This window comes from Pseudoxanthomonas sp. SL93 (assembly GCF_026625825.1).
In the GTDB taxonomy this organism is placed as follows: domain Bacteria; phylum Pseudomonadota; class Gammaproteobacteria; order Xanthomonadales; family Xanthomonadaceae; genus Pseudoxanthomonas_A.
Genome location: NZ_CP113065.1, coordinates 1,953,390 through 1,975,441 on the forward strand (window position 1 = coordinate 1,953,390; position 22,052 = coordinate 1,975,441).

General features: G+C 66.2%; 22 protein-coding genes. 12 read left to right on the forward strand and 10 right to left on the reverse strand.

Annotated elements, in window-relative coordinates; genetic code table 11:
- Window positions 1-36: 36 nt before the first annotated feature.
- Genes OVA13_RS09315 through OVA13_RS09325 form a run of 3 tightly spaced genes read right to left on the reverse strand, consistent with a single transcriptional unit; the run spans window position 37 to window position 4,235 of the window.
- A complete protein-coding gene (locus OVA13_RS09315; RefSeq protein WP_267790219.1) occupies window positions 37-1,167 on the reverse strand; it encodes an ABC transporter ATP-binding protein in 1,131 nt (376 codons plus the stop codon).
- A 13-nt stretch (window positions 1,168-1,180) separates the two neighbouring features.
- Window positions 1,181-1,978, reverse strand: a complete 798-nt coding sequence (locus OVA13_RS09320; RefSeq protein WP_267790220.1) for an ABC transporter permease — start codon at window positions 1,976-1,978, stop codon at window positions 1,181-1,183.
- A 7-nt stretch (window positions 1,979-1,985) separates the two neighbouring features.
- Window positions 1,986-4,235 (reverse strand): glycosyltransferase family 2 protein, encoded by a 2,250-nt coding sequence (locus OVA13_RS09325; RefSeq protein ID WP_267790221.1) that lies wholly within the window; start codon window positions 4,233-4,235, stop codon window positions 1,986-1,988.
- Window positions 4,236-4,483: 248 nt separating this feature from the next.
- On the opposite strand from OVA13_RS09325, the gene OVA13_RS09330 reads away from it, so the two are divergent.
- Window positions 4,484-5,038 carry an NUDIX hydrolase gene (locus OVA13_RS09330; protein ID WP_267790222.1) on the forward strand — a complete coding sequence of 185 codons (555 nt, stop codon included), beginning with the start codon at window positions 4,484-4,486 and terminating at the stop codon, window positions 5,036-5,038.
- A 7-nt stretch (window positions 5,039-5,045) separates the two neighbouring features.
- On the opposite strand, the gene OVA13_RS09335 is transcribed toward OVA13_RS09330, so the two are convergent.
- The 4 genes from OVA13_RS09335 to prmC form a co-directional block, all read right to left on the reverse strand.
- Entirely contained in the window at window positions 5,046-5,462 is a 417-nt protein-coding gene (locus tag OVA13_RS09335; RefSeq protein WP_267790223.1) for a DUF4019 domain-containing protein, read from the reverse strand.
- A gap of 119 nt (window positions 5,463-5,581) precedes the next feature.
- The gene (locus OVA13_RS09340; RefSeq protein WP_267790224.1) at window positions 5,582-6,475 is read right to left on the reverse strand and encodes a dienelactone hydrolase family protein; all 894 of its coding nucleotides are present in this window, start codon (window positions 6,473-6,475) and stop codon (window positions 5,582-5,584) included.
- A gap of 72 nt (window positions 6,476-6,547) precedes the next feature.
- The gene (gene pip / locus OVA13_RS09345; protein ID WP_267790225.1) at window positions 6,548-7,489 is read right to left on the reverse strand and encodes a prolyl aminopeptidase; all 942 of its coding nucleotides are present in this window, start codon (window positions 7,487-7,489) and stop codon (window positions 6,548-6,550) included.
- Between the two features lie 52 nt (window positions 7,490-7,541).
- Window positions 7,542-8,393 (reverse strand): peptide chain release factor N(5)-glutamine methyltransferase, encoded by an 852-nt coding sequence (gene prmC, locus OVA13_RS09350; protein ID WP_267793493.1) that lies wholly within the window; start codon window positions 8,391-8,393, stop codon window positions 7,542-7,544.
- 396 nt (window positions 8,394-8,789) lie between these two features.
- Here prmC and ahpC point away from each other — a divergent pair, with 396 nt between their 5' ends.
- From ahpC to OVA13_RS09380, 6 genes are all read left to right on the forward strand, one after another.
- On the forward strand, window positions 8,790-9,353 hold the full coding sequence (gene ahpC, locus OVA13_RS09355) for an alkyl hydroperoxide reductase subunit C (protein WP_267790226.1): 564 nt from the start codon (window positions 8,790-8,792) through the stop codon (window positions 9,351-9,353).
- A gap of 222 nt (window positions 9,354-9,575) precedes the next feature.
- Window positions 9,576-11,159, forward strand: coding sequence for an alkyl hydroperoxide reductase subunit F (gene ahpF, locus OVA13_RS09360; RefSeq protein ID WP_267790227.1), 1,584 nt, complete (start codon window positions 9,576-9,578; stop codon window positions 11,157-11,159).
- 69 nt (window positions 11,160-11,228) lie between these two features.
- On the forward strand, window positions 11,229-12,188 hold the full coding sequence (gene oxyR, locus OVA13_RS09365; RefSeq protein ID WP_267790228.1) for a DNA-binding transcriptional regulator OxyR: 960 nt from the start codon (window positions 11,229-11,231) through the stop codon (window positions 12,186-12,188).
- A gap of 112 nt (window positions 12,189-12,300) precedes the next feature.
- Entirely contained in the window at window positions 12,301-12,732 is a 432-nt protein-coding gene (gene rnk / locus OVA13_RS09370) for a nucleoside diphosphate kinase regulator (RefSeq protein ID WP_267790229.1), read from the forward strand.
- Window positions 12,733-13,650: 918 nt separating this feature from the next.
- Complete coding sequence (locus OVA13_RS09375; protein WP_267790230.1) at window positions 13,651-14,625, forward strand: transaldolase; 975 nt, start codon at window positions 13,651-13,653, stop codon at window positions 14,623-14,625.
- 19 nt (window positions 14,626-14,644) lie between these two features.
- Window positions 14,645-15,286, forward strand: a complete 642-nt coding sequence (locus OVA13_RS09380) for a hypothetical protein (protein ID WP_267790231.1) — start codon at window positions 14,645-14,647, stop codon at window positions 15,284-15,286.
- A gap of 9 nt (window positions 15,287-15,295) precedes the next feature.
- On the opposite strand, the gene msrA is transcribed toward OVA13_RS09380, so the two are convergent.
- Genes msrA through OVA13_RS09395 form a run of 3 tightly spaced genes read right to left on the reverse strand, consistent with a single transcriptional unit; the run spans window position 15,296 to window position 16,956 of the window.
- Complete coding sequence (gene msrA / locus OVA13_RS09385; RefSeq protein WP_267790232.1) at window positions 15,296-15,946, reverse strand: peptide-methionine (S)-S-oxide reductase MsrA; 651 nt, start codon at window positions 15,944-15,946, stop codon at window positions 15,296-15,298.
- A gap of 32 nt (window positions 15,947-15,978) precedes the next feature.
- Entirely contained in the window at window positions 15,979-16,248 is a 270-nt protein-coding gene (locus OVA13_RS09390) for a putative signal transducing protein (RefSeq protein WP_267790233.1), read from the reverse strand.
- 39 nt (window positions 16,249-16,287) lie between these two features.
- Window positions 16,288-16,956, reverse strand: a complete 669-nt coding sequence (locus OVA13_RS09395) for a glutathione S-transferase family protein (RefSeq protein ID WP_267790234.1) — start codon at window positions 16,954-16,956, stop codon at window positions 16,288-16,290.
- A gap of 92 nt (window positions 16,957-17,048) precedes the next feature.
- On the opposite strand from OVA13_RS09395, the gene OVA13_RS09400 reads away from it, so the two are divergent.
- The 5 genes from OVA13_RS09400 (at window position 17,049) to OVA13_RS09420 (ending at window position 22,011) form a co-directional block, all read left to right on the forward strand.
- Complete coding sequence (locus tag OVA13_RS09400) at window positions 17,049-18,806, forward strand: glutamine--tRNA ligase/YqeY domain fusion protein (protein ID WP_267790235.1); 1,758 nt, start codon at window positions 17,049-17,051, stop codon at window positions 18,804-18,806.
- A 78-nt stretch (window positions 18,807-18,884) separates the two neighbouring features.
- Window positions 18,885-19,304, forward strand: coding sequence for a hypothetical protein (locus OVA13_RS09405; protein ID WP_267790236.1), 420 nt, complete (start codon window positions 18,885-18,887; stop codon window positions 19,302-19,304).
- Window positions 19,304-19,864 carry a nucleoside deaminase gene (locus OVA13_RS09410; protein ID WP_267790237.1) on the forward strand — a complete coding sequence of 187 codons (561 nt, stop codon included), beginning with the start codon at window positions 19,304-19,306 and terminating at the stop codon, window positions 19,862-19,864. Before OVA13_RS09405 ends, OVA13_RS09410 begins: the two co-directional genes overlap by 1 nt.
- Window positions 19,865-19,996: 132 nt before the next feature.
- Complete coding sequence (gene rlmM, locus OVA13_RS09415; protein ID WP_267790238.1) at window positions 19,997-21,040, forward strand: 23S rRNA (cytidine(2498)-2'-O)-methyltransferase RlmM; 1,044 nt, start codon at window positions 19,997-19,999, stop codon at window positions 21,038-21,040.
- Between the two features lie 53 nt (window positions 21,041-21,093).
- Window positions 21,094-22,011 (forward strand): SMP-30/gluconolactonase/LRE family protein, encoded by a 918-nt coding sequence (locus OVA13_RS09420; protein WP_267790239.1) that lies wholly within the window; start codon window positions 21,094-21,096, stop codon window positions 22,009-22,011.
- Window positions 22,012-22,052: the final 41 nt, after the last annotated feature.

Sequence of the window (22,052 nt, forward strand, 5' to 3'; positions counted from 1 at the left end):
GTGCTCCGTTGGCTGAAGAGGCGACGTGGTCGCCGCTTACTCCGTTTCGATGACGCTGGCGCGCACCAGCGAGAGAGGCATGCCCAGGCGCGACACGTTGCGCCCCACACGCACCTCCAGTTCCTCGACAAGTTCCTTGGCGACGACCGGCTGTTCAAGCGCCAACGACAGGTGGAACCCGTACTTCCCGCTGCGCTTCCCGATGTAGTCATTGACGTCGTCACGTTGCAGGCGCTCGAAGGACTCGAGCAGGTGCTTCTGGCCCGCAAACTCCAGGCAGACCACGGTCGCTTCGCGGCCGCGGTCGTCGATGGCCCATCCGACCACTTCCAGACTGTCCCGGGTGGCGCGGATGCGCTCCACCACACCCTGCGTATTGCCAAAAAGCACGGGATCCGAGTTCATCGCCGCATCGCGCTCTTCCGAAGACGCCTGCGACACGATGTCGCGATACGCCTCGAGCGCGTCCGCCGTGGGGCCGAAGAAGCGCATGCGCCCCTTGTCCAGCACGAGCGCCTTGTTGCAGGTATCCCGCAGCAGGCCGGTGCTGTGGCTGGCGAGGACCACGATGCGACTGCCCTCGAACCGATCCTTCATGCGCTTGCGGGCGCGCGCGACGAAGGCCGCGTCGCCCGTCGACAACCACTCGTCCATCAGCAGGATGTCGGGCTGCACCGCCGTGGTGATGGCGAACCCGAGCCGCATGCGCTGTCCGCTGGACAACGTGTACAGCGGGTACTCGGCGCGATCGCTCAATCCCGCGAACGCGAGGACGTCGGGCGCGATCGCCTTCAGCTGGCGATAGCGCAGCCCCATCGCCGTGCCACGCAGGAAAATGTTTTCCGCGACGGACGCGTACTCGGCGAAACCCAGCAGCGGGTTCAACAGCGACTGGCGGTGGCCTTCCACCCGCAGCACGCCTGCGGTGGGCGCGTAGGCGCCGTTCAGTACCCGCAACAGCGTCGTCTTGCCCGCGCCGTTAAGGCCCATGACGCCAATGCGATCGCCGTCGACCGCTTCGAAATTGATACCCGACAGGATCGTGGACTGATAGCGCACGGAACCCGACAAGGTGGCCAGCAGATCGCTGTACCCCTTTCGCCCGGTCTTGTGCACCTCGGTGGGCAGTTCCAGCGACACATGATAGGCGCGCAGCATTGCAGTCATCGGATTCCCTCCCTCACAGCCATGCCGGCATGCGTTTGGCCAGTCGCCCGTAGACCACGGACGCCAACACAAAACCTACAAGCGTCATTACACCCACGTAGGTGTAAGTCATGGGCTCGATGGACTCGCCCAACACCGGGGCGCGCACGACCGCCAACAGATGATGGAACGGGTTGCCACGCATCAGCATGCCATGCACGGTGCCGACCGGCGCATCCTTGGCGAACCAGACAATTGGCGTGATAAGGAACAACGCCAGCATGACGTTACTGAAGAACTGATTGACGTCAGGGAAGCGGGCGCCGATGAAAGCCAGCAGCGTACCGTAGAAGAAAAGATTGACCAGCATCGCGATCAAGCCGAGCAGTGCCCATAGGACCCCGGATGCCAACACTGGCGCATCGCCCACCAGAACGATCGCCAGCAGGGGGACGGCGAAGAGGAAGTAGATCACCGAGCGCGCAAGCGGCCGAAGAACATAGTCGGTCAGGCGGGAATGGCCTTCATGGATGTAGGGCAGATAGGCGGAGAAGCTGCTGCCCACGTCCATGATGGTCGTCGACATCAGACGGAATACGATGAAGCCGAAGCCCATGTGCGCGAGGAAACCGGCGTCATCCGTCGTGATCCCACCACGGATCGCGCGGAAAAACAGACCCAGTCCCCAGATGTACACGATCGGCGGAAAGAATATCCAGAAAAGCCCCAGCGCGTTCTTGCGATACTTGGTGATCACGTCAAGCCAACTCGCATAAAGCCAGTGATCGGGTTTGCGGAAGCTTTCAGCGAGATGTCGGAAAAGAAGCGTCATTGTGTGACTACCTGGAACTGAAATTTCTGGCAGGAGTTCCCGCGACACGCAGCCTGGATGTGCGCGGCGGAAAGGCGAGACCATAGTCGCCCTGGTCCAGCGTGAGATTCGGGTTGTAGGCCGGGTCATCGTGCAGGACGTCACCCCAGCGCCACTTCATGGCATGTACTTCAGCGGCAAAGCGTGCCTGCTTTTCGGGCGAGTCCTCGCTGCCGCGACTTGCCGACTCGTGATGGTAGAGCTCAGCGTACGGGGTCCAGACATTGCGGTAGCCCGCCTGAAGCAGCCGCAGGCAGAAGTCGATGTCGTTGAACGCAACAGGGAGGGCTTCGTCCAAACCACCCACCTCCTCGAACACCTCTTTCCTGACGGCAAGGCAGGCGGCGGTCACGGCACTCATATTCTGTGCCACCCAGGCCCGTGCCATATAACCGGGCGCACCACGCCCCATGCGGGTATAGATGTGGCCTGCGACGCCACCCAGCCCGAGGATGACGCCCGCGTGCTGGATGGTATCGTCCGGGTAGTACAGCATCGCACCTACGGCGCCGGCATCGCGCTGACTCGCGCGAGCCACCAGCTCCTCGAGCCATGACGGGTTGATGACCTCGGTATCGTTGTTCAACAGACACAGGACGTCACCGGCGGCATGTCGCACGCCTTGGTTGATGATTGCGGAAAAGTTGAATGGAATCGGATAGTCCAGCACGTGGACACGAGGCGTCTGGCGCAACTTGTCCAGCAACATGCACGCATCGGGGTCCAGGCTACCGTTGTCCACCACCACGACCTCGAAGTCGGGATAGTCCGTCTTCTGCAGCACGCTGCTTACGCAGAGGGAGAGCAGGTCAGCACGATCCCTTGTAGGAATAATGAGGCTGACCTTGGGGGCCGGGGCGGGCAGCATCAGTCGCGTCCGGTAGCATCCGGAAGAAACGATTTCCACGATGCCGTGGCGCCGGATGCGCTGCAGGTGCTCGCTCACTGCGCGCTGTCCGGCCGCCGAGGCGTAGCTCTTCTGCTCCCCTCCGAGTGCGGTGGAGCCTTCCGTCGCGCGCCAGTGGTAAAGCACTTTGGGGATATGGCAGATCTGCCCGGGCAACAGCACCTCGGTGCACCGGAGAGCCAAGTCATGGTCCTGGGAGCCTTCGAAGCCCTTGCGCAACATCCCCACCTGCGCCAGGAGACCGGCCTCCACCACCATCAGGTGGCATATATAGTTCTGGGAGCGGAGAAGTTCCGGATTCCAGCCCGGCTTGAAATGCGGATCGAACCGTCGGCCCGCCGCATCGATCTTGTCTTCATCGCTGTAGAGCAGCCTGGCCTGTGGATGCTCGGCCAACGCCAGCACCACTTGGTGCAAAGCGTCCGGACTCAGCTCATCGTCGTGGTCCAGGAATGCGACATGACTTCCGCCGGCGATGGCCAACGCACTGTTCGTCGCCTCACTGATATGACCGTTATTGTCCCTGAAGACCAGCTTGATACGTGCGTCAGCGTGCGCATAGGCGCGCAGGCACGCCTCAACCGCTGGATCGGATGATGCATCGTCCGCAATGCATAGCTCCCAGTTCGCGTACGTCTGCTCACGCACACTGTCGATGCAGCGCCGCAGCAATGGCAGCGGCGTGTTGTAGACGGGAAGCACCACCGAGATCAGGGCCCCTTCCGCGCAGCTTCCCGATTGTCTTTGCGCACGCTCCATCCCAGAAGCGCGCAGAGGGTCAAAATTTTCAAGCCAGTGCAGGTAACCACCGGCCGCATGGCGCGAAGCTCCGTAGTAGTGCTGGACAAGTGCGTCGACCGTGGCACTCAGTCCCTCTCGCGGAACCTGCTTCACGAACATGCCCACGCGGGTGACGAACCCGATCCACCCACGACGCTCATCGCCTCGCGCCTTTTCAGGTCCGCGAAACAGGGTCCACAGCGCGCGCGCGCGGGTAATGCGCCGGAACACCAGGGTTCCGATCTGAAATCTCGCGGGGCGAATGGAGGGATCGAAGCGAAGCGCCCGCAATGGGCGGCTGACAAGGACCAGGCCACGGATCCGCCCTCTGGCGTCGGGCTGGGGAAGCGGGATGCGGTTGGCTTCACTGCAGCCACCGCCATAATCCGGATACAGACAGGGCCGCTGGATGGCACCTTCGATAACCGCGAACTCGACCTCCATCATGTGCCAGCCCGGCGTCAACGCCTGGATTCCCTTGTCGGGATCGACGCGGAACTGCGGGTCATCGCCGTCAGCCACGTATTCCACGTCTCCGGACACCGACGTATGCGCCACCAGCTGGACAAGTGGAGTCAGACGTGCGCCCAACGGGGCCAACCAGGAAGATCGCCAGAAACGCAGAAACATGATTCCCCAAGGACAGCCCGAATCCGCTGCCAATCGCTGGATGGCAGGGGGTACTTGCCCCCTGCAATATTGGTCTCACAATGCGTACTGTTTATTCGACGTATAAGGTAGTTACAGGACATGCCCCGCAGCGAAGAAGGACGCGCCCGATGAATGACGCCCGCACACATCCCCCCACCGTGGTCTGGCAAGGCAAATACCAGCGCATGGTGGTGCGCGGCACCTGGGAATACGTCGAGCGCGCGCATACGGGCGGGCTGGCGGCGATCATCATCGCGGTGACGCCGGACGACAACGTGGTGTTCGTCGAGCAGTTCCGGGTGCCGTTGCAGGCCCGCACCATCGAGATGCCCGCTGGCCTGGTCGGTGACATCCATGCCGGCGAATCCATCGAAGTCTCCGCCGTGCGTGAACTGGAAGAGGAAACGGGCTGGACCGCGGACCACGCCGAAGTGCTGATGATCGGCCCCACGTCATCCGGCAGCAGCAGCGAGAAGATCGCGTTCGTCCGCGCCACCGGCCTGACCAGGGTGGGCGACGGTGGTGGCGACGGCGATGAGGACATCACCGTCCACGAAGTACCACGCGCGCAGGCGGCCGCCTGGCTGGTGCAGAAGATCAACGAAGGCTATGAGCTGGATGCGAAGCTGTGGGCCGGCCTGTGGATGATCGACCACAACCTGGACGGCACGCCACGCGGCTAAGGGCGCATCACGCCTCGCGCACGGCGTGGTAGCCGGCCAGCCGCCACACGCCATCGTCTTCCCGGCGCAGCGAGACGATCTCGCGGAAGGGGATAGCCGGGCCCCCCAGGGACACCGAGAATTCCAGCGCTCCGTAGGTACCGGAGGGCAGCGGCCCGCCGTCGCGGGACCGGTCCACGCGGACAGCGGTCCAACGCCGGCCGATGCCCCGCCCCAGCGACCTGCGGCCATCGAGCAACCGGGAAACGAAGACATCGCGTTCCGTCGTCTCCTTGACCAGCCGCGACGCGGCCTGCCACAGCACGCCGGTGTCGCCCTGCTCGATGGCGCCGATGATGCGCATCGCCGCCATCCCCAGGCGCGGCAGGTCGACATCCTCCAGTCCGATGCGGGGCTGTGCGCCGGACGCCCTTTCAGCTTCCATCCCTGTTTCACTCCGTTGGCTTCGCTCAACGGAGTTATTCGCGGCATCACGGCGCGACCGGACCACGCTGGCAAACACGCCGCGGTTGCACGACCCGGCTGCGTGCGGGTCTTGGGCAGCTAGGTCAGGTGCTGGCGGAAGAATGCGAGCGTGCGCTGCCAGGACAGTTCGGCCGCGGCCTGGTCGTAGCGCGGCGTGGTGTCGTTGTGGAACCCATGGTTCACGTCGGGATAGACGTGCGCGGTGTAGGGCACACCCGCCTGCTTGAGGGCCTGCTCGTAAGCGGGCCAGCCCTCGTTGACGCGCGTGTCCAGCCCGGCGAACTGCAACAACAGCGGCGCCTTGATGCGCGCGGCCTCTTCCGCGGTGGGCTGGCCACCGTAGTACGGCACGCCGGCATCCACCAGGTCGGGCAACCGCGACGCCAGCAGATTGGTCAGCAGGCCGCCGAAACAGAAGCCCACCACGCCCAGCTTCCCGTTCGTGCGCGGCAGGTCATGGGCGAAGCGCGCCGCAGACTCGAAATCCGACACCACTTTCGCCCGGTCCAGCTTGGCCTGCAGTGTGCGCCCATCGTCGTCGTTGCCAGGGTAGCCACCCACCGGGAAAAGCGCGTCCGGCGCGAAGGCGATGAAACCCGCCACCGCCAACCGGCGCGCGACGTCTTCGATGTAAGGGTTGAGCCCGCGGTTCTCGTGGATGACCAGCACCGCGGGAAAGCTGCCGATACCTTTCGGCATCGCCAGCAGGCCGCGGCCTTCACCATGTCCTTGGGGCGACGGAAACATGCGATAGACCGTACTGATGCGCGGATCATCCGCGGCCACCTGCGCGGCGAAGGCATACTGGGGCGTCAGCGTGCCGAGCAGGGCGGCCGCCGTGGTGCCGCCTACCGCGAACGCGGCCGCGCTGGACAGAAACCCGCGCCGGTCGATGCGGCCGTGCACGTAGTCGTCGTAAAGATCGAGCACGCGCTGGTCGAACTCGCCTGCCTGCTTGCGTTCACTGTCCATCGTGCTCTCCGGTCGGGGTGGGAAACAGGACTACGGAAACAACGGCTAGGAGGATGCAGCGATGTGCACGCCTCAGGCAAACGCGTCGGTCGCGCGCACCAGCGCGTCGATGTTTTCCAGCTCGAAGGCCGAATGCCCCGAGGCTGGCGTGATCTCAAGCTTCGCTTTAGGCCAGGCCTTGTGCAGCTCCCAGGCATTGGCCACCGGGCAGACCACGTCGTAGCGACCATGCACGATGACGCCCGGGATGTCGGCGATGCGGCCGGCATCGCGCAGCAGCTGGTTCTCGTCTTCGAAGAAGCCGCCGTTGACGAAGTAGTGGTTCTCGATGCGCGCGAACGCGAGCGCGAACTCGGCATCCTCGTGGCCGCTGACGAAATCCTCGTCCACGTGCAGGAAGCTGGTGGCGCCTTCCCACACGCTCCACGCACGCGCCGCGGCCAGCCTGGCGTCCACGTTGTCGGACGTCAGGCGCCGGTGGAACGCGGAAATCAGATCATGGCGTTCGACGGGCGGAATGGCGGCGATGTAGTGCTCCCACGCATCCGGAAACAGGCGGCTGGCGCCTTCCTGGTAGAACCATTCCAGTTCCCAGCGCCGCAGCATGAAGATGCCGCGCAGCACCAGTTCGGTGACGCGCTGCGGATGCGTCTCGGCATAGGCCAGCGCCAGCGTCGAACCCCAGCTGCCACCGAACACCTGCCAGCGCTCGATGCCCAGGGTTTCGCGCAGCTTCTCGATGTCGGCCACGAGGTCCCAGGTGGTGTTGTCCACCAGGTCGGCATGCGGGGTGGAGCGACCAGAGCCGCGCTGGTCGAACAGCACGATGCGGTACTTGGCCGGGTCATGGAAGCGGCGCATCTTCGGGCTGCACCCGGCACCGGGGCCGCCATGCAGGATGACCACCGGCTTGCCGTCCGGATTGCCGCACTGTTCGTAGTGCAGCGTGTGGCGGTCGTCGACCTTGAGCGTGCCACTGTCGAACGGTTCGATATCGGGATACAGCGTGCGCATGGCAGGCCTCGTTGGCGAAAGACGCCTAGTTTAGCCGCTGGGCACCGGCGGCCTAGGGCCAACGCCCCATCGAGACGCGATCGCGCCGCTCCAGGTCGTGGGCCGTCGCCACGTTGGTGAAACCCGCCTGCTCCATCAGCACCCGCACCGCATCCCCCTGGTCCCACCCGTGTTCGAGCAGCAGCCAGCCGCCGCGATGCAGATGGCTTGGTGCCTGCGCAATGATCAGCCGGATGTCATCCAGTCCGTCGTCCCCCGATGCCAACGCGGTCGCCGGTTCGAAGCGCAGGTCGCCCTGCTGCAGGTGCGGATCGGCCGCCGCGATGTACGGGGGATTGCTGGCGATCAGGTGGAAGCGCTCATCCGCCAGCGGCGCCAGCCAGTTGCCCTGCCGGAATTCGACATGGCCCAGTCCGTGTGCGCTGGCGTTGCCACGCGCAACCTGCAACGCGTCCCCGCTCAGGTCGGTGGCGACCACGCGGGCAAGCGGGCGCTCGCTGGCCAACGCCAGCGCGATGGCGCCGCTGCCGGTACCCAGGTCCGCGATGGCCAGTGGCGAGCCGGACGGCAGTCGCTCCAGCGCCAGTTCCACCAGGCGTTCGGTTTCCGGCCGCGGGATCAGCGTGGCCGGCGTCACCTGCAGGTCCAGCGTCCAGAAGCCGCGGCGCCCCACCAGATAGGCCACCGGCTCCCCCGCTTCGCGGCGCTGGAGCAGCGCCTCGAAGGCCGGCGCGGCTTCCTGCGGCAGTGGATCGGTGCCATGCGCGAACAGCCATGCGCGATCGCGCCCGAGCACGTGCAGCAACAGGCATTCCGCCTCGTGGCGTGCCTCCGGGCCCGGCAGGCGTTCGGCCGCCCGGCGCAGGGCCAGGTCGAGACGGGAGGGGGAAGGATCGGTGCTCATCGCCGACATGGTAGCCGGCACCCGTGCCTGTTCGCGGCAGTGCACCATCATGGTGCTCAATCGCGGGGAGTCCTGGTACGCAGCGTCAATGCCTGACTCATCCCCTGGTCAACCCCATCGCCTGCCACCGAGGTGGGGTTCGACGGAGAGGGCCCTCCCATGCAACCTCAGACGAGAACTGACTAAATTCATGTAAATCATGGGGTTGCACATCGACCAACCCGCCCCCATCCCTCCCGTGGGCGGCGAAGCGTCCATCAGCGACGCTCCCATGTTCGTATAATAGCCAGTAACTATTGATTTAATTTTTTTAATCGATTTGAAGAATCAATAGTCGCTGCCTACCATGGCGCCATTGCTTCACCACACCCATCCCACTCCACACGAGGATTCCCGATGTCCCTGATCAACACCCCGGTCCAGCCGTTCAAGACCACCGCGTTCCATAACGGCGAGTTCGTCGAAGTCAGCGATGGCACCCTCAAGGGCAAGTGGTCCGTCCTGATCTTCATGCCGGCCGCCTTCACCTTCAACTGCCCGACCGAAGTGGAAGATGCCGCCGCCAACTACGCCGAGTTCCAGAAGGCCGGCGCCGAGGTCTACATCGTCACCACCGACACGCACTTCTCGCACAAGGTGTGGCACGAAACCTCCCCGGCGGTGGGCAAGGCCCAGTTCCCGCTGGTCGGCGACCCGACCCACCAGCTGACCCGCGCCTTCGGCGTGCACATCGAAGAAGAAGGCCTGGCCCTGCGCGGCACCTTCGTCATCAACCCGGAAGGCGTCATCAAGACCGCCGAGATCCACAGCAACGAGATCGCCCGCGACGTGTCTGAAACCCTGCGCAAGCTGAAGGCCGCGCAGTTCACCGCCGCCAACCCCGGCCAGGTCTGCCCGGCCAAGTGGAAGGAAGGCGCGCAGACGATCGCCCCGTCGCTGGACCTGGTCGGCAAGATCTAAGCCCGTCGCTTCACCTGCCTGCTTCCGCGCCGCGGAAGCATGGCACGCAACAACCCTCCTCCCGGGCGCCATGCGCCCGGGACGGACACATCAGGATGCTTGCAGCAGCGGCCTGTGCCGCCACCGGCTCCCCTCCCCCGCCGGCACCCTCTCTCCCCGGCCCAGGCCGCTCCTGCAAGCACCTCCCGCCTCTCCCCCTCTTCGCCTTTCACGGAGTACGCCATGTTGGATGCCAACCTCAAGACCCAGCTGAAGGCCTATATGGAAAAGGCCGTGCGCCCGATCCAGATCACCGCCCACCTGGATGACAGCCCCGGCTCGGCCGACCTGCAGTCGTTGCTGAAGGACCTGGCCGAGGTGTCCGACAAGATCAGCGTCGTCGAGCAGCGCGGTGGCGATGAACGCACCCCCTCGTTCGCGCTGACCTCGCCCGGCCACGACATCCACCTGCGCTTCGCGGGCCTGCCGATGGGCCATGAGTTCACCTCGCTGGTGCTGGCGCTGCTGCAGGTGGGTGGCCACCCGTCCAAGACCGCGCAGGACGTGATCGAACAGGTCCGCTCGCTGGAAGGCCGTTACGCGTTCGAAACCTATTTTTCGCTGTCCTGCCAGAACTGCCCGGATGTCGTGCAGGCGCTGAACCTGATGGCGGTGCTGAACCCCAACATCTCCCACGTCGCCATCGACGGTGCGCTGTTCCAGTCGGAAGTCGAAGCGCGCCAGGTGATGTCGGTGCCGACGATCTTCCTCAATGGCGAGGTCTTCGGCGCGGGCCGCATGGGCGTGGAGGAAATCGTCGCCAAGCTGGACACCGGCTCCGCCACGCGCGAAGCGGAGAAGATCAAGGCGAAGGCGCCCTATGACGTCCTGGTGATCGGCGGTGGCCCCGCAGGCGCCGCTGCGGCGATCTACGCTGCGCGCAAGGGCATCCGCACCGGCGTGGCGGCGGAGCGTTTCGGCGGCCAGGTGCTGGACACCATGGCCATCGAGAACTTCATCTCCGTGCCCTACACCGAAGGCCCGAAGCTGGCCGCTGCGCTGGAACAGCACGTGCGCGACTACCAGGTCGACGTGATGAACCTGCAGCGCGCCGAGAAGCTGGTCCCGGGCAAGGATTTTGTCGAAGTGCAGCTGGCCAACGGCGCCTCGTTGAAGTCGAAAACGGTGATCCTCTCCACCGGCGCCCGCTGGCGGCAGATGAACGTGCCCGGCGAGAACGAGTACCGCAACAAGGGCGTGGCCTACTGCCCGCACTGCGACGGACCGCTGTTCAAGGGCAAGCGCGTGGCGGTGATCGGCGGCGGCAACTCCGGCGTGGAAGCAGCCATCGATCTGGCCGGCATCGTGGCGCAGGTCACGCTGATCGAGTTCGATGGCAAGCTGCGCGCCGACGATGTGCTGCAGCGCAAGCTGCGCAGCCTGCCGAACGTGCGCGTCGTCACCAGCGCGCAGACGACGGAAGTGCTGGGCGATGGCACCAAGGTCACCGGTCTGGTCTACAAGGACCGCGCCGGCGGCGACACCCACCGCGTCGAGCTGGAAGGCATTTTCGTGCAGATCGGCCTGCTGCCGAACACGGAATGGCTGAAGGGCAGCGTGGCGTTGTCGCCGCGGGGCGAGATCGAAGTGGACGCGCATGGCCGCACGTCGCTGCCTGGGGTGTTCGCCGCCGGCGATGCCACCACCGTGCCCTACAAGCAGATCGTCATCGCGATGGGCGAAGGCTCCAAGGCGGCCCTGAGTGCGTTCGACCACCTGATCCGCACCTCCGCCCCGGTGGAAACCCCCGACGCCGTCGCGGCATGATGCACCGCGCGGGCCGCACCCGGTCCGCGCGGCGTGGTAAGCACAGCGGTTTTCCGAGGGAGGCGTCCGATGAATCTCCGTGACCTGAAGTACCTGGTATCGCTGGCCGATCACAAGCACTTCGGGCGGGCTGCCGCGGCATGCTTCGTCAGCCAGCCGACGCTTTCCACCCAGATCAAGAAGCTGGAAGACGAGCTGGGGGTGCCGCTGGTCGAACGCGCACCGCGCAAGGTGATGCTGACGCCCGCCGGCCGCGACGCCGCCGACCGCGCCCGCCGCATCGTGGCGGAAGTGGAACAGATGAAGGAGGCCGCACGCCGCAGCCAGGATCCGGAAGCCGGAACGGTGCGGCTGGGCATGTTTCCCACGCTGGGCCCGTATCTGTTGCCGCATGTGGTGCCGCGGCTGCGCACGCGCTTCCCGCATCTGGAACTGCTGCTGGTCGAGGAAAAGAGCGATGTGCTGCTGGCGCGCCTGCGCGAAGGCAAGCTGGATGCCGGCCTGCTCGCGTTGCCGGTGACCGATGACCAGTTGCATGCCGAGTTCCTGTTCGAAGAGCCCTTCCTGCTGGCCGTGCCAGGATCGCACCCGCTGGCGAGTCGCGACACCCTTACGCTGGCCGAACTTTCGGAACACAGGCTGTTGCTGCTGGAGGACGGTCACTGCCTGCGCGAGCAGGCACTGGATGTCTGCCGGCTGTCGGGCGCCAACGAGAAATCCGAGTTCCGCGCCACCAGCCTGGAAACGCTGCGGCAGATGGTGGCGGCGGATGTCGGCATTACGCTGCTTCCCACGTTGGCGGTGAAGCCGCCGGTCGCCCGTTCGGACAACATCCACCTGCTGGGTTTCAGCGACTCGCACCCCAGTCGCCAGATCGCCATGGTGTGGCGCAAGAGTTCGGCGATGAGCGAGTTCCTGATGGAACTGGCCAAGGTATTCCGCGACCTGCCACCGTCGCTGTTCCAGCCTGATGGCAACAGCCCCGTCCACCCACCCGCACCCGTCCGCGCGCGCCCGCGCGCGGCTTGAATCGGGCACGCGTCCGGGCTACGGTAGGCACGCAAACAGGAACCTGATGGGCGGCGCGGCAACGCGTCGCCCGTTTCCTTTTCTGCGCCCCCGAAAACCACAGGAATCCGTCATGAACAACACCCGCACCAGCGGCCTCCCGCCCTCGCTGACCGTTTCCAGCCGCGACCTGTCCCGGCTGGAAGCCTTGCTTGATTCACCCGTGCTGCGCCGCCACCCCGCCGCGCTCGCGTTGCTGGAAGAACTGAACCGCGCCGACGTGCGCGCGCCGGACGACATGCCGGACAACGTGGTGACGATGCACTCGCGGGTGGAATGCGAGGACGAGCTCACCGGCGAACACCATCGCATTACCCTGGTGTATCCGCACGAAGCGAACGTCGAGACCGGCCGGGTTTCCGTTCTGGCGCCGGTGGGCAGTGCGCTGCTGGGGCTTTCGATCGGACAGACCATCGACTGGCATGCGCCCGGCAATCGCCCGCTGCGACTGCGCGTGACGGCGATCAGCTACCAGCCGGAAGCCAGCGGCGACCTGCATCGCTGATTTTTTTCGTGCTCGGAACGCGGCTTTCGGCTCCCAGAACGATGTATCCAGCGATACGTTTGCTGGGATGGCATGCGGCGCTTTGCCGTCGGCACGTGTGGATGGCGCCGCTCGCCGCGGGGGCCTTACTTTCTTTGCTTGTGCAAAGAAAGTAAGCAAAGAAACACACCCCAGGCGGCACGCCCTCCGCGCTACGCACTCCGGGTCCGCGAGCGGGCCGGGAATTTTCGTAAGGCACATCCCTGTGCCATACGAAAACGCCGCCCATCCAGGGCGGCGCCCTTCGGGTTTTACCCGACCCACTCGCCGTGCCTCAAGGGGGCCCAAAAGCAACGGCGACAGCAACGGCAGAGAGCTGGCTACGGATGTGTCCGATGCAGCTTCGGGGCCCCTGAGGTCCGGCAGTCACGGCGGGTAAAACCCCAACGGGGCGGCGCACAGGACGTGCGCCGTTTTCGTATGGGCCAGGATGGCCCTTACGAAAATTCCCGCCGGGACTGCGAACCCGCCGCTTTGCGGCGGGCGGACCGCCGGGGTGTGCTTTCTTTTGCCTACTTTTCTTTGCACAAGCAAAGAAAAGTAGGGCCCCGCGGCGAGCGCGCCATGCCTGCGTATGCGACAACCCTCCCGTCAGGCCAAGAAACGTGTAACAACCGCGCGCCCGATGGACGCGCTCCAAGGGCCACGCGCGCGGCGGACTTCGTTGCCCCTCACCCCAACCCCTTTCTCCCGCAGGGACTCCCTTCGGTTGCCGCAGGGAGAGGGGCTTGAACTGCGGGAAGATGGCTATCGAGGCCGCCCCCACGGTGAGCAGCACCATGCCAAAACAAAGCCAATTCCGGCCACCCGCCACGAACCCTCGCATGGAGGGACAGGGCATACTTGTCACCCCCGCCTCCTGCCCCACCGAGCCACCGCATGAACTCCGCCGCCCCCAGCAAACTCCAGCAGCTCCGCGAACTCTCCGTCGTCGTTGCCGACACCGGCGACTACGACGCCATCAAGCGCCTCAAGCCCGTGGACTGCACCACCAATCCCACGCTGGTGAAGAAGGCCCTGGACCTGCCGGTCTATGCCGAGCTGATCGAAGAACAGCTGGCGTGGGCCCGTGAGCAGGGGGGTGGCGATGCGCTGGTCAACGACGTCGTCGACCGCCTGACCATCGGCGTGGGCGCCAAGCTGTCGGGTCTGATCCCCGGCCGTGTCTCCACCGAAGTGGATGCCGACCTCGCCTATGACACCGCCGCCACCGTCGCCAAGGCGCGCAAGTTCGTGCAGATGTACGCCGAACAGGGCATCGGCCGCGACCGCATCCTGATCAAGGTCGCCTCCACCTGGGAAGGCGTGGAAGCCGCGCGCGCGCTGCAGGCCGAAGGCATCGACTGCAACCTCACGCTGATCTTCAATCCCACCCAGGCCATCGCCTGCGCCGAAGCGGGCGCGTTCCTGATCTCGCCCTTCGTGGGCCGCATCCTCGACTGGTACGTGGCCAATGGCCAGACGCCGGCCAGCATCGACGAGGATCCGGGCGTGGTGTTCGTGCGCGGCGTCTACGACGAGTTCAAGCGTCGCGGTGCGGCAACGGTAGTGATGGGTGCTTCCTTCCGCTCCACCGCTCAGATCGAAGCATTGGCGGGCTGCGACCGCCTGACCATTTCGCCGGACCTGCTGGAAAAACTGGACCAGGACCACGGCGACCTGCCGCGCAAGCTGGTCCCCGCGCAGGTGCGGCCGGTCACGGCGGCGCCGGTTACCGCCGAAAGTTTCGCGGCCGCGATCGAAGCGGACCCGATGGCGAAGGAAAAGCTGGCCACGGGCATCGAGATCTTCGCGAAGGACCTGGTGGAACTGCGCAGGACCATCGCACAGAAACTGGCCGGCGCCACCGCCTGACCTGGCACGGGAGACAGGGATGAGTCTGCGCACGTTGCTGGTGCTGGGAATACTCGTCTGCGTTGCCGGCTGGTGGTTCTCCGACCACCGGGCAGGCCCGCAGGCGCCGGCGGCCGCCGGCGACCTGACGTTGGCGTGCCCGCTGCCACCCCGCGTCGCCGCGGGCGATGCACCGCTGCAGACCGATGCGCCGGATGAACTGTCGCCGTTCGCGCTGCAGGCCGCCACGCTGACGCCGCTCGCCGGTTTCAGCGTGGACGCGCGCGTGCTGTCACGCGAAGACTATTCCAGCGGACGCGAATCGGACCTGTCACCGACCGACCTGGCATTGGGCTGGCAGCGCATGTCCGAAGACGCGGTGATCGGCGCGCTGGAGATCAGCCAGTCGTCCCGCTGGTACCACTATCGCTGGAGCGACCAGCCACCGCTGGAACCGGGCGAAATCGCACGCAGCAGCGCCAACATGCACATGATCCCGGGCAATACGGCCGTGGCCGAAGCGCTGGACAGCGTGCGCAAGGGCGAGCGCGTGCGCATCGACGGCTGGCTGGTGGAGGCCAAGGCCGCCGATGGCTGGCGCTGGCGCAGTTCCACCAGCCGTACGGATACCGGCGGCGGTGCCTGCGAAGTGGTCTACGTCTGCGGCATCACGCGCCTGTAGCGGGCGCCTTCAGGCCTCCAGCCCGATCGGGCAGCTGACGCCGGTGCCGCCCAGTCCGCAATAACCGTTCGGATTCTTCGCCAGGTATTGCTGGTGGTAGTCCTCGGCGTAGTAGAACGGCGGCGCCGGATACACCACCTCGGTGGTGATCTCGCCATAACCGGCGGCGCGCAGCTGCTGCTGGTAGGCCCGCAGGCTGGTCTCGGCGGCCGCCTGCTGCTCCGGCGTGTGGCAATAAATGCCGGACCGGTACTGGGTGCCCACGTCATTGCCCTGGCGCATGCCCTGCGTGGGGTCATGGCTCTCCCAGAACACCTGCAGCAGTTGTTCGAACGAGACCTGCGCCGGGTCGTACACCACGCGCACGACTTCGTTGTGCCCGGTCTGGCCGGAACACACTTCCTCATAGGTCGCGTTCGGCGTGCCGCCCCCGGCATAACCCACCGCCGTGGTGAACACGCCCGGCAACGACCAGAACTTGCGCTCCGCACCCCAGAAGCAGCCCAGGCCGAACTCGACCTGCTGCAACCCGGCGAACTCGCCCTGCAAGGGGTGGCCGTTGACGAAATGCACGTTGCGCAATGGCAGCGGCGTGCTGCGACCCGGCAGCATGTCTTCCGCGCGCGGCATGCGCTGCTTGTAAGCACCAATTCCCAGCATGGCGAACCTCGTTCGGTCGGGGGATGCGGCGATCAGGCGGGCTGGATGCCCAGGCCCTCGCCGTCGCCTTCCAAGATGGGGCCATCGGTCGTGGATTCCAGCCCCATCGACTGCACGATATCGCATGCTTCAGGGAACGCAGCGTCCGGTACACACACCCGCAGCACGCCGAACAGCGGCAGCTCGCCCATGCCGCCCAGCAGCGACTCGCCGAACACGAACGCAGGCAGGCCGGCATCCTCCAGGGCGTGTTTCACCAGATGGGCATCGAAGAGGTTGTCGGCCAGGTAGGCAACGCGCATGGGAGTCTCCTTTTGCCCGCAGGCTACACCGGGGTGGATTTACACGGGCTGGCGGAACTTCTCGGTGCCCGGCACGCTTTCGGTCTCCGCCGCGCCGGCCGCCCGCCATTCCTGCATCGCCGGCAGCGCGAACAATGCCTGCACGTACTCGCGGCTGACGGCATCCAGCGCCACGCCGTAGCCGTCGAAGCGGATCGCCACCGGGGCGAACATCGCGTCGACGATGCCGAATTCCCCGAACAGGAAGCCGTCACCGCCACCGAACTCGCCGCGGAGCTGGTTCCACAACGCCTGGACACGGTCGATGTCGCTCTGGGCGTCGGCGTCCCAGCGGTAGGCATCGGGCCGGCGACGGCTGTTCATGGGCAGCTGGCCCCGCAGGGCGGCGAAGCCGGAGTGCATCTCGGCCGCGGCCGTCCGGGCCATCGCGCGGGCGCGCAGGTCCGTGGGCCAGCCGCGTCCGCCCAGCCAGCGCTCGTTGGCGTACTCGCAGATCGCCAGCGAATCCCAGATCGCCAGATCACCGTCACGCAGGGCCGGGACCTTCCCGGTCGGCGAGTACTGCCGCACCTCCGTGCTGAAGGCATCGGTGTCCAGCAGCAGCCGGATCTCGTCGAACGCCACGCCGAAATGCCGTAGCAGCAGCCAGGGACGCAGTGACCAGGACGAGTAGTTCTTGTTGCCGATGACGAGGACGGGGCGGCTCATGGGGTGGTTCGCGCGCAGGAGAAGATGTTCAGGATAGACCAGCCTGGCCGCCAGACCGGCTAAACTGGCGTTTTTCCACGCCTCCCGCCCCGATGTCCGATACCGCTGCCCCTTCCGCTCCCCTGTCTGACGATGCCGCCCCGGAAAAGCGGGACTTCATCCGCCAGATCGTGCGCGAGGACCTGGCCAGCGGCCGCCACACCACGGTGAAGACGCGCTTCCCGCCGGAGCCCAACGGCTACCTGCACATCGGCCACGCCAAGGCGATCTGCCTGGACTTCGGCATCGCCGGCGAGTTCGGTGGGGTGTGCAACCTGCGCCTGGACGACACCAACCCGGCCAAGGAAGACCCCGAGTACGTCCGCGCCATCCAGGACGACGTGCGCTGGCTGGGCTTCGACTGGCACGACCTGCGCCATGCCTCGGACTACTTCGAGGTGCTGTACCTGGCCGGCGAGAAGCTGATCCGCCAGGGCGATGCCTTCGTCTGCGACCTGAGCGCGGATGAAGTGCGCGCGTACCGCGGCACGCTGACCGAACCCGGCCGCAACTCGCCCTACCGCGACCGCAGCGTCGAGGAGAACCTGGACCTGTTCCGGCGCATGCGCGCGGGCGAGTTCCCGGACGGTGCGCGCACGCTGCGCGCGAAGATCGACATGGCCAGCGGCAACATCAACCTGCGCGACCCGGCGCTGTACCGCATCAAGCACGTCGAACACCAGAACACCGGCAACGACTGGCCGATCTACCCGATGTACGACTACGCGCACTCGCTGAGCGACGCGGTGGAAGGCATCACCCATTCGCTGTGCACGCTGGAATTCGAAGACCACCGCCCGCTGTACGACTGGTGCGTGGACAAGGTGGACCTGGCCGGCTCGCCGGACCTGATCGCGCCGCTGCTGGCCAAGGGCCTGCCGAAGGAAGCCAGCAAGCCGCGCCAGATCGAGTTCTCGCGCCTGAACTTCAACTACCTGGTGATGAGCAAGCGCAAGCTGCTCGCGATGGTGGAAGACAATCTGGTCGACGGCTGGGACGACCCGCGCATGCCGACGCTGCAGGGCATCCGCCGTCGCGGCTACACGCCGGCCGCGCTGCGCCTGATGGTGGACCGCGTGGGCATCAGCAAGCAGAACTCGCTGCTGGACATCTCCATCCTGGAAGGCGCGCTGCGCGAAGACCTGGACGCCGCCGCGCCGCGCCGGATGGGCGTGATCGATCCGGTGAAGCTGGTGCTGGCGAACCTGCCGGAAGGCCACGAGGAGACGCTGACGTTCTCCAACCACCCGAAGGACGAATCCTTCGGCCAGCGCAGCGTGCCGTTCTCGCGCGAGCTGTGGATCGAGCGCGAGGATTTCGAGGAAGTGCCGCCGAAGGGCTTCAAGCGCCTGACCACAGGCGGCGAAGTGCGCCTGCGCGGCGCGGGCATAGTGCGCTGCGATGAAGTGGTCAAGAACGACGCCGGCGAGATCGTCGAACTGCGCGGCTGGCTGGACCCCGAGTCACGCCCCGGCATGGCCGGTGCCGAGCGCAAGATCAAGGGCACCATCCACTGGGTCAGCGCGAAGCACGCGTTGGCTGCCGAGATCCGCCTGTATGACCGCCTGTTCACCGTCGCCAATCCGGACGACGAGTCGGAGGGCAAGACCTATCGCGACTACATGAACCCCGAATCGCGCCGCACGGTGACCGGCTATGTCGAGCCGTCGGCGGCGAGCGCCGCGCCCGAGCAGTCGTTCCAGTTCGAGCGCACGGGTTACTTCGTCACCGACCGCTACGACCACACGCCGGAGCGCCCGGTGTTCAATCGCAGCGTGACCCTGCGCGACACCTGGGCTACCCGGGGCTGACACGGCGGCTTCACCGGCTGTTGAAGCGGGGCGTCGCAGGCTGTGGGTTCCACCATCGAGATCGAGAAGGAGTTCGCCATGCGCCGTTCCACCCTGCTGTCATCGCTGGTCCTTGGCTGCCTGCTGTCGCTGCTGGCCGCCTGCGCGGCGCCTGCGTCGTCGAATGGATCGTCCGACACCGCAACACCGCCGACAGCGGAAACCACGCCGCCCAAGCCGATGAGCTCGCCCTACCCGGCACGCGAAGCCGCACCCGCCGTTACCGTGGACTACAGCTGCCGCAGCAAGGCCGACTGCGCGGTGAAGGACGTGGGCAACTGCTGCGGCGCGATGCCGGCCTGCGTCAACCGCAACAGTCCGACCGATCCGCAGGGCGTGCGCGCGCAGTGCGCTGCCAGCGGCATGGCCAGCGTCTGCGGCTTCAGCGACGTCAGTGCCTGCCAGTGCGTCAGCGGGCGTTGCGAAGCCGACTCCCCTTCCCCACTTCCCGTGCAGTGATGCTCTACCAACAGATCCACCTGACCCTGCCGACCTGGACGCACGATGTCGTCGACCTGGCGGCCGTGCATGAAAGCGACGAGGCGAAAGTCTCGCTGGCCATCGCGCTGTCGCGCCACAACGTGGACGCCGACACCGGCGGCCCGTTCGGCGCGGTGGTGTTCGGCCCCGATCATCGCGTCATCGCCGTGGGCGTGAACCGCGTGATGCCCCACACGTGCTCGCTGGCGCACGCCGAGAACATGGCCTACATGCTCGCGCAGCAGCGCCTGCAGACGCCGCGCCTCAACGAGCGCATCGCGCCCATCACGCTGGCTACGTCATCGCAGCCGTGTTGCCAGTGCTACGGCGCCACCGTCTGGGCCGGCATCAACCGGTTGCTGATCGGTGCGCGGGCCGAGGACGTGATGGAACTGACCGAATTCGATGAAGGTCCGCTGCCCGCCGACTGGGTGGGCGAGTTGAACAGGCGCGGCATCGCCGTGGTCCGCGACATCTGCCGGGACGATGCACGTGCCGTGCTGAAGCACTATGGCGACATGGGCGGAGACAGGTATTGACGCTTCCCTCTGTGGGAGCGACGTGAGTCGCGACCGTAATCCATCCACGGCCCACAGGCACGCCTTCGGTGTGCAAGTATTGCGCGACGCGACGCACGTCGCGCCTGCACGACAACACCAGGGGCCCGCTTCATGACCGGATTACTCGCCTACTGCCGCCAGGGCTTCGAGCCCGAACTCGCCGCGGAACTCAGCGAACGCGCGGCCATGCTGGGATTCGCCGGCTATGCGCGCGCGCAGCGCAACGACGGCTACGTGGTGTTCGCCTGCGATGACGGCGAGGCGCTGGACCGCACACTGTCGTGGCATGACCTGATCTTCGCGCGACAGAAGCTCCGCCTGCTGGGCGAACTGCGCGGCATCAACCCGAAGGACCGCATCAGCCCCATCCTCGACGCCCTGTCGGGGGCCGGCCGTTTCGGCGACCTGTGGGTGGAGCATCCCGACTCCGACGCCTCCAAGCCGCTTGCCGGGCTGGCGCGCAGCTTCGCCAATGCGTTGCGGCCGGCGTTGCGCAAGGCCGGCTTCCTGACGGAAAAAGAAGATGCGCGGCTGCCCAGGCTGCACGTGGTGTTCGTGCAGGGGGACCATCTATTCCTCGGCGCCAGCCAGGTGCGCGACAGCTCGCCGTGGCCGCTGGGCATTCCCCGCCTGAAGCTTTTGCCGGATGCGCCGTCGCGTTCGGCGTTGAAGCTGGACGAGGCCATCCTGACCCTGCTCGATGCGGATCAACGCGCCGCGCTGCTCAAGCCCGGCATGACCGCCGCGGACCTGGGGGCGGCGCCGGGTGGATGGACCTGGGTGCTCACGCGCCATCATCTGCGCGTGACCAGCGTGGACAATGGCCCGCTGCGCCAGCATGTGCTGGACACCGGCCTGGTGGAGCACCTGCGCGCCGATGGCTTCCACTGGAAGCCTTCGCAGCCGCTGGACTGGATGGTCTGCGACATGGTCGAACAGCCGCGACGCGTGGCCGAGCGCATGGCGCTGTGGTTCCATGAAGGCTGGTGCAGGCATGCGGTGTTCAACCTCAAGCTGCCGATGAAGAAGCGCTGGGACGAGACGAAACTCTGCCTGGACCTGTTCGCGGAACAGGCCGGCAGGTCGCTGGAAGTCCGCGCGCGACAGCTCTACCACGACCGCGAAGAGATCACGGTGTTCGCCACGCCCGGCTGAGCCGGGGAGAAAGGTTTCGCACCACCCGAGGGATACGGATGACGTTGCACGCAATGAGGAAGCTCTGCGCGCTTGCCCTGGCCGCGGGACTGGCGGGCTGCAGCCACACGGATGAGGCCGCGCGACCCGGAGCCGACGCCCTTTACATTGCGCGCGACGTCGTGGGTGAGGGTGTCTTCAGCGCCGGCATCGAAGGCCCTGCCTTCGGTCACGATGGCGCGCTGTACGCGGTGAGTTTCGGCCAGGATGGCACCATCGGGCGGGTGACGTTCGATGCCAGCGGTGCAGCCGACGCGGCCCTGTTCCTGACGCTGCCCGAGGGCAGCACCGGCAACGGCATCCGCTTCGACGCGGATGGCTTCATGTACGTGGCCGACTACACCGCCCACCGGATCCTGCGCATCGATCCCCGCGACCGCACCATCGGCGTGTTCGCCACCCTGCCCGGTGCCCACCAGCCCAACGACATCGCGTTCGCGCCCAACGGCATGTTCTATGCCAGCGATCCGGACTGGAGCACGGGCACAGGCCAGCTATGGCGGGTATTGCCGTACGGTGCACCGACCCTGCTGGAAACAGGCATGGGCACCACGAATGGCGTGGAAGTCAGCCCCAAGGGAGACGTGCTGTATGTCAACGAAAGCGTGCAGCGGCGCGTGTGGGCGTACGATCTGGACGGTAGCGGCGCGATATCCCGCAAGCGCCTGCTCATCGCCTTCGTCGACCACGGGCTGGACGGTATGCGCACCGACGTGAAGGGCAACCTGTACATCGCCCGTTACGGCGCCGGTACCGTCGCCATCGTGTCGCCGCAGGGCGAGCTGCTTCGCGAAGTCGCACTGAAAGGGCGGAAGCCCACCAACGTCGCCTTCGGCGGACCGGACGGACGCACGGTCTTCGTCACCCTGCAGGACCGGGGCGCCATCGAGGCGTTCCGCGCGGAACATCCGGGGCGCGAAACCGGCCTGTGACGCAGCGCACCGGGGGTCTCAGCCCCTGACATGCCGCCGTG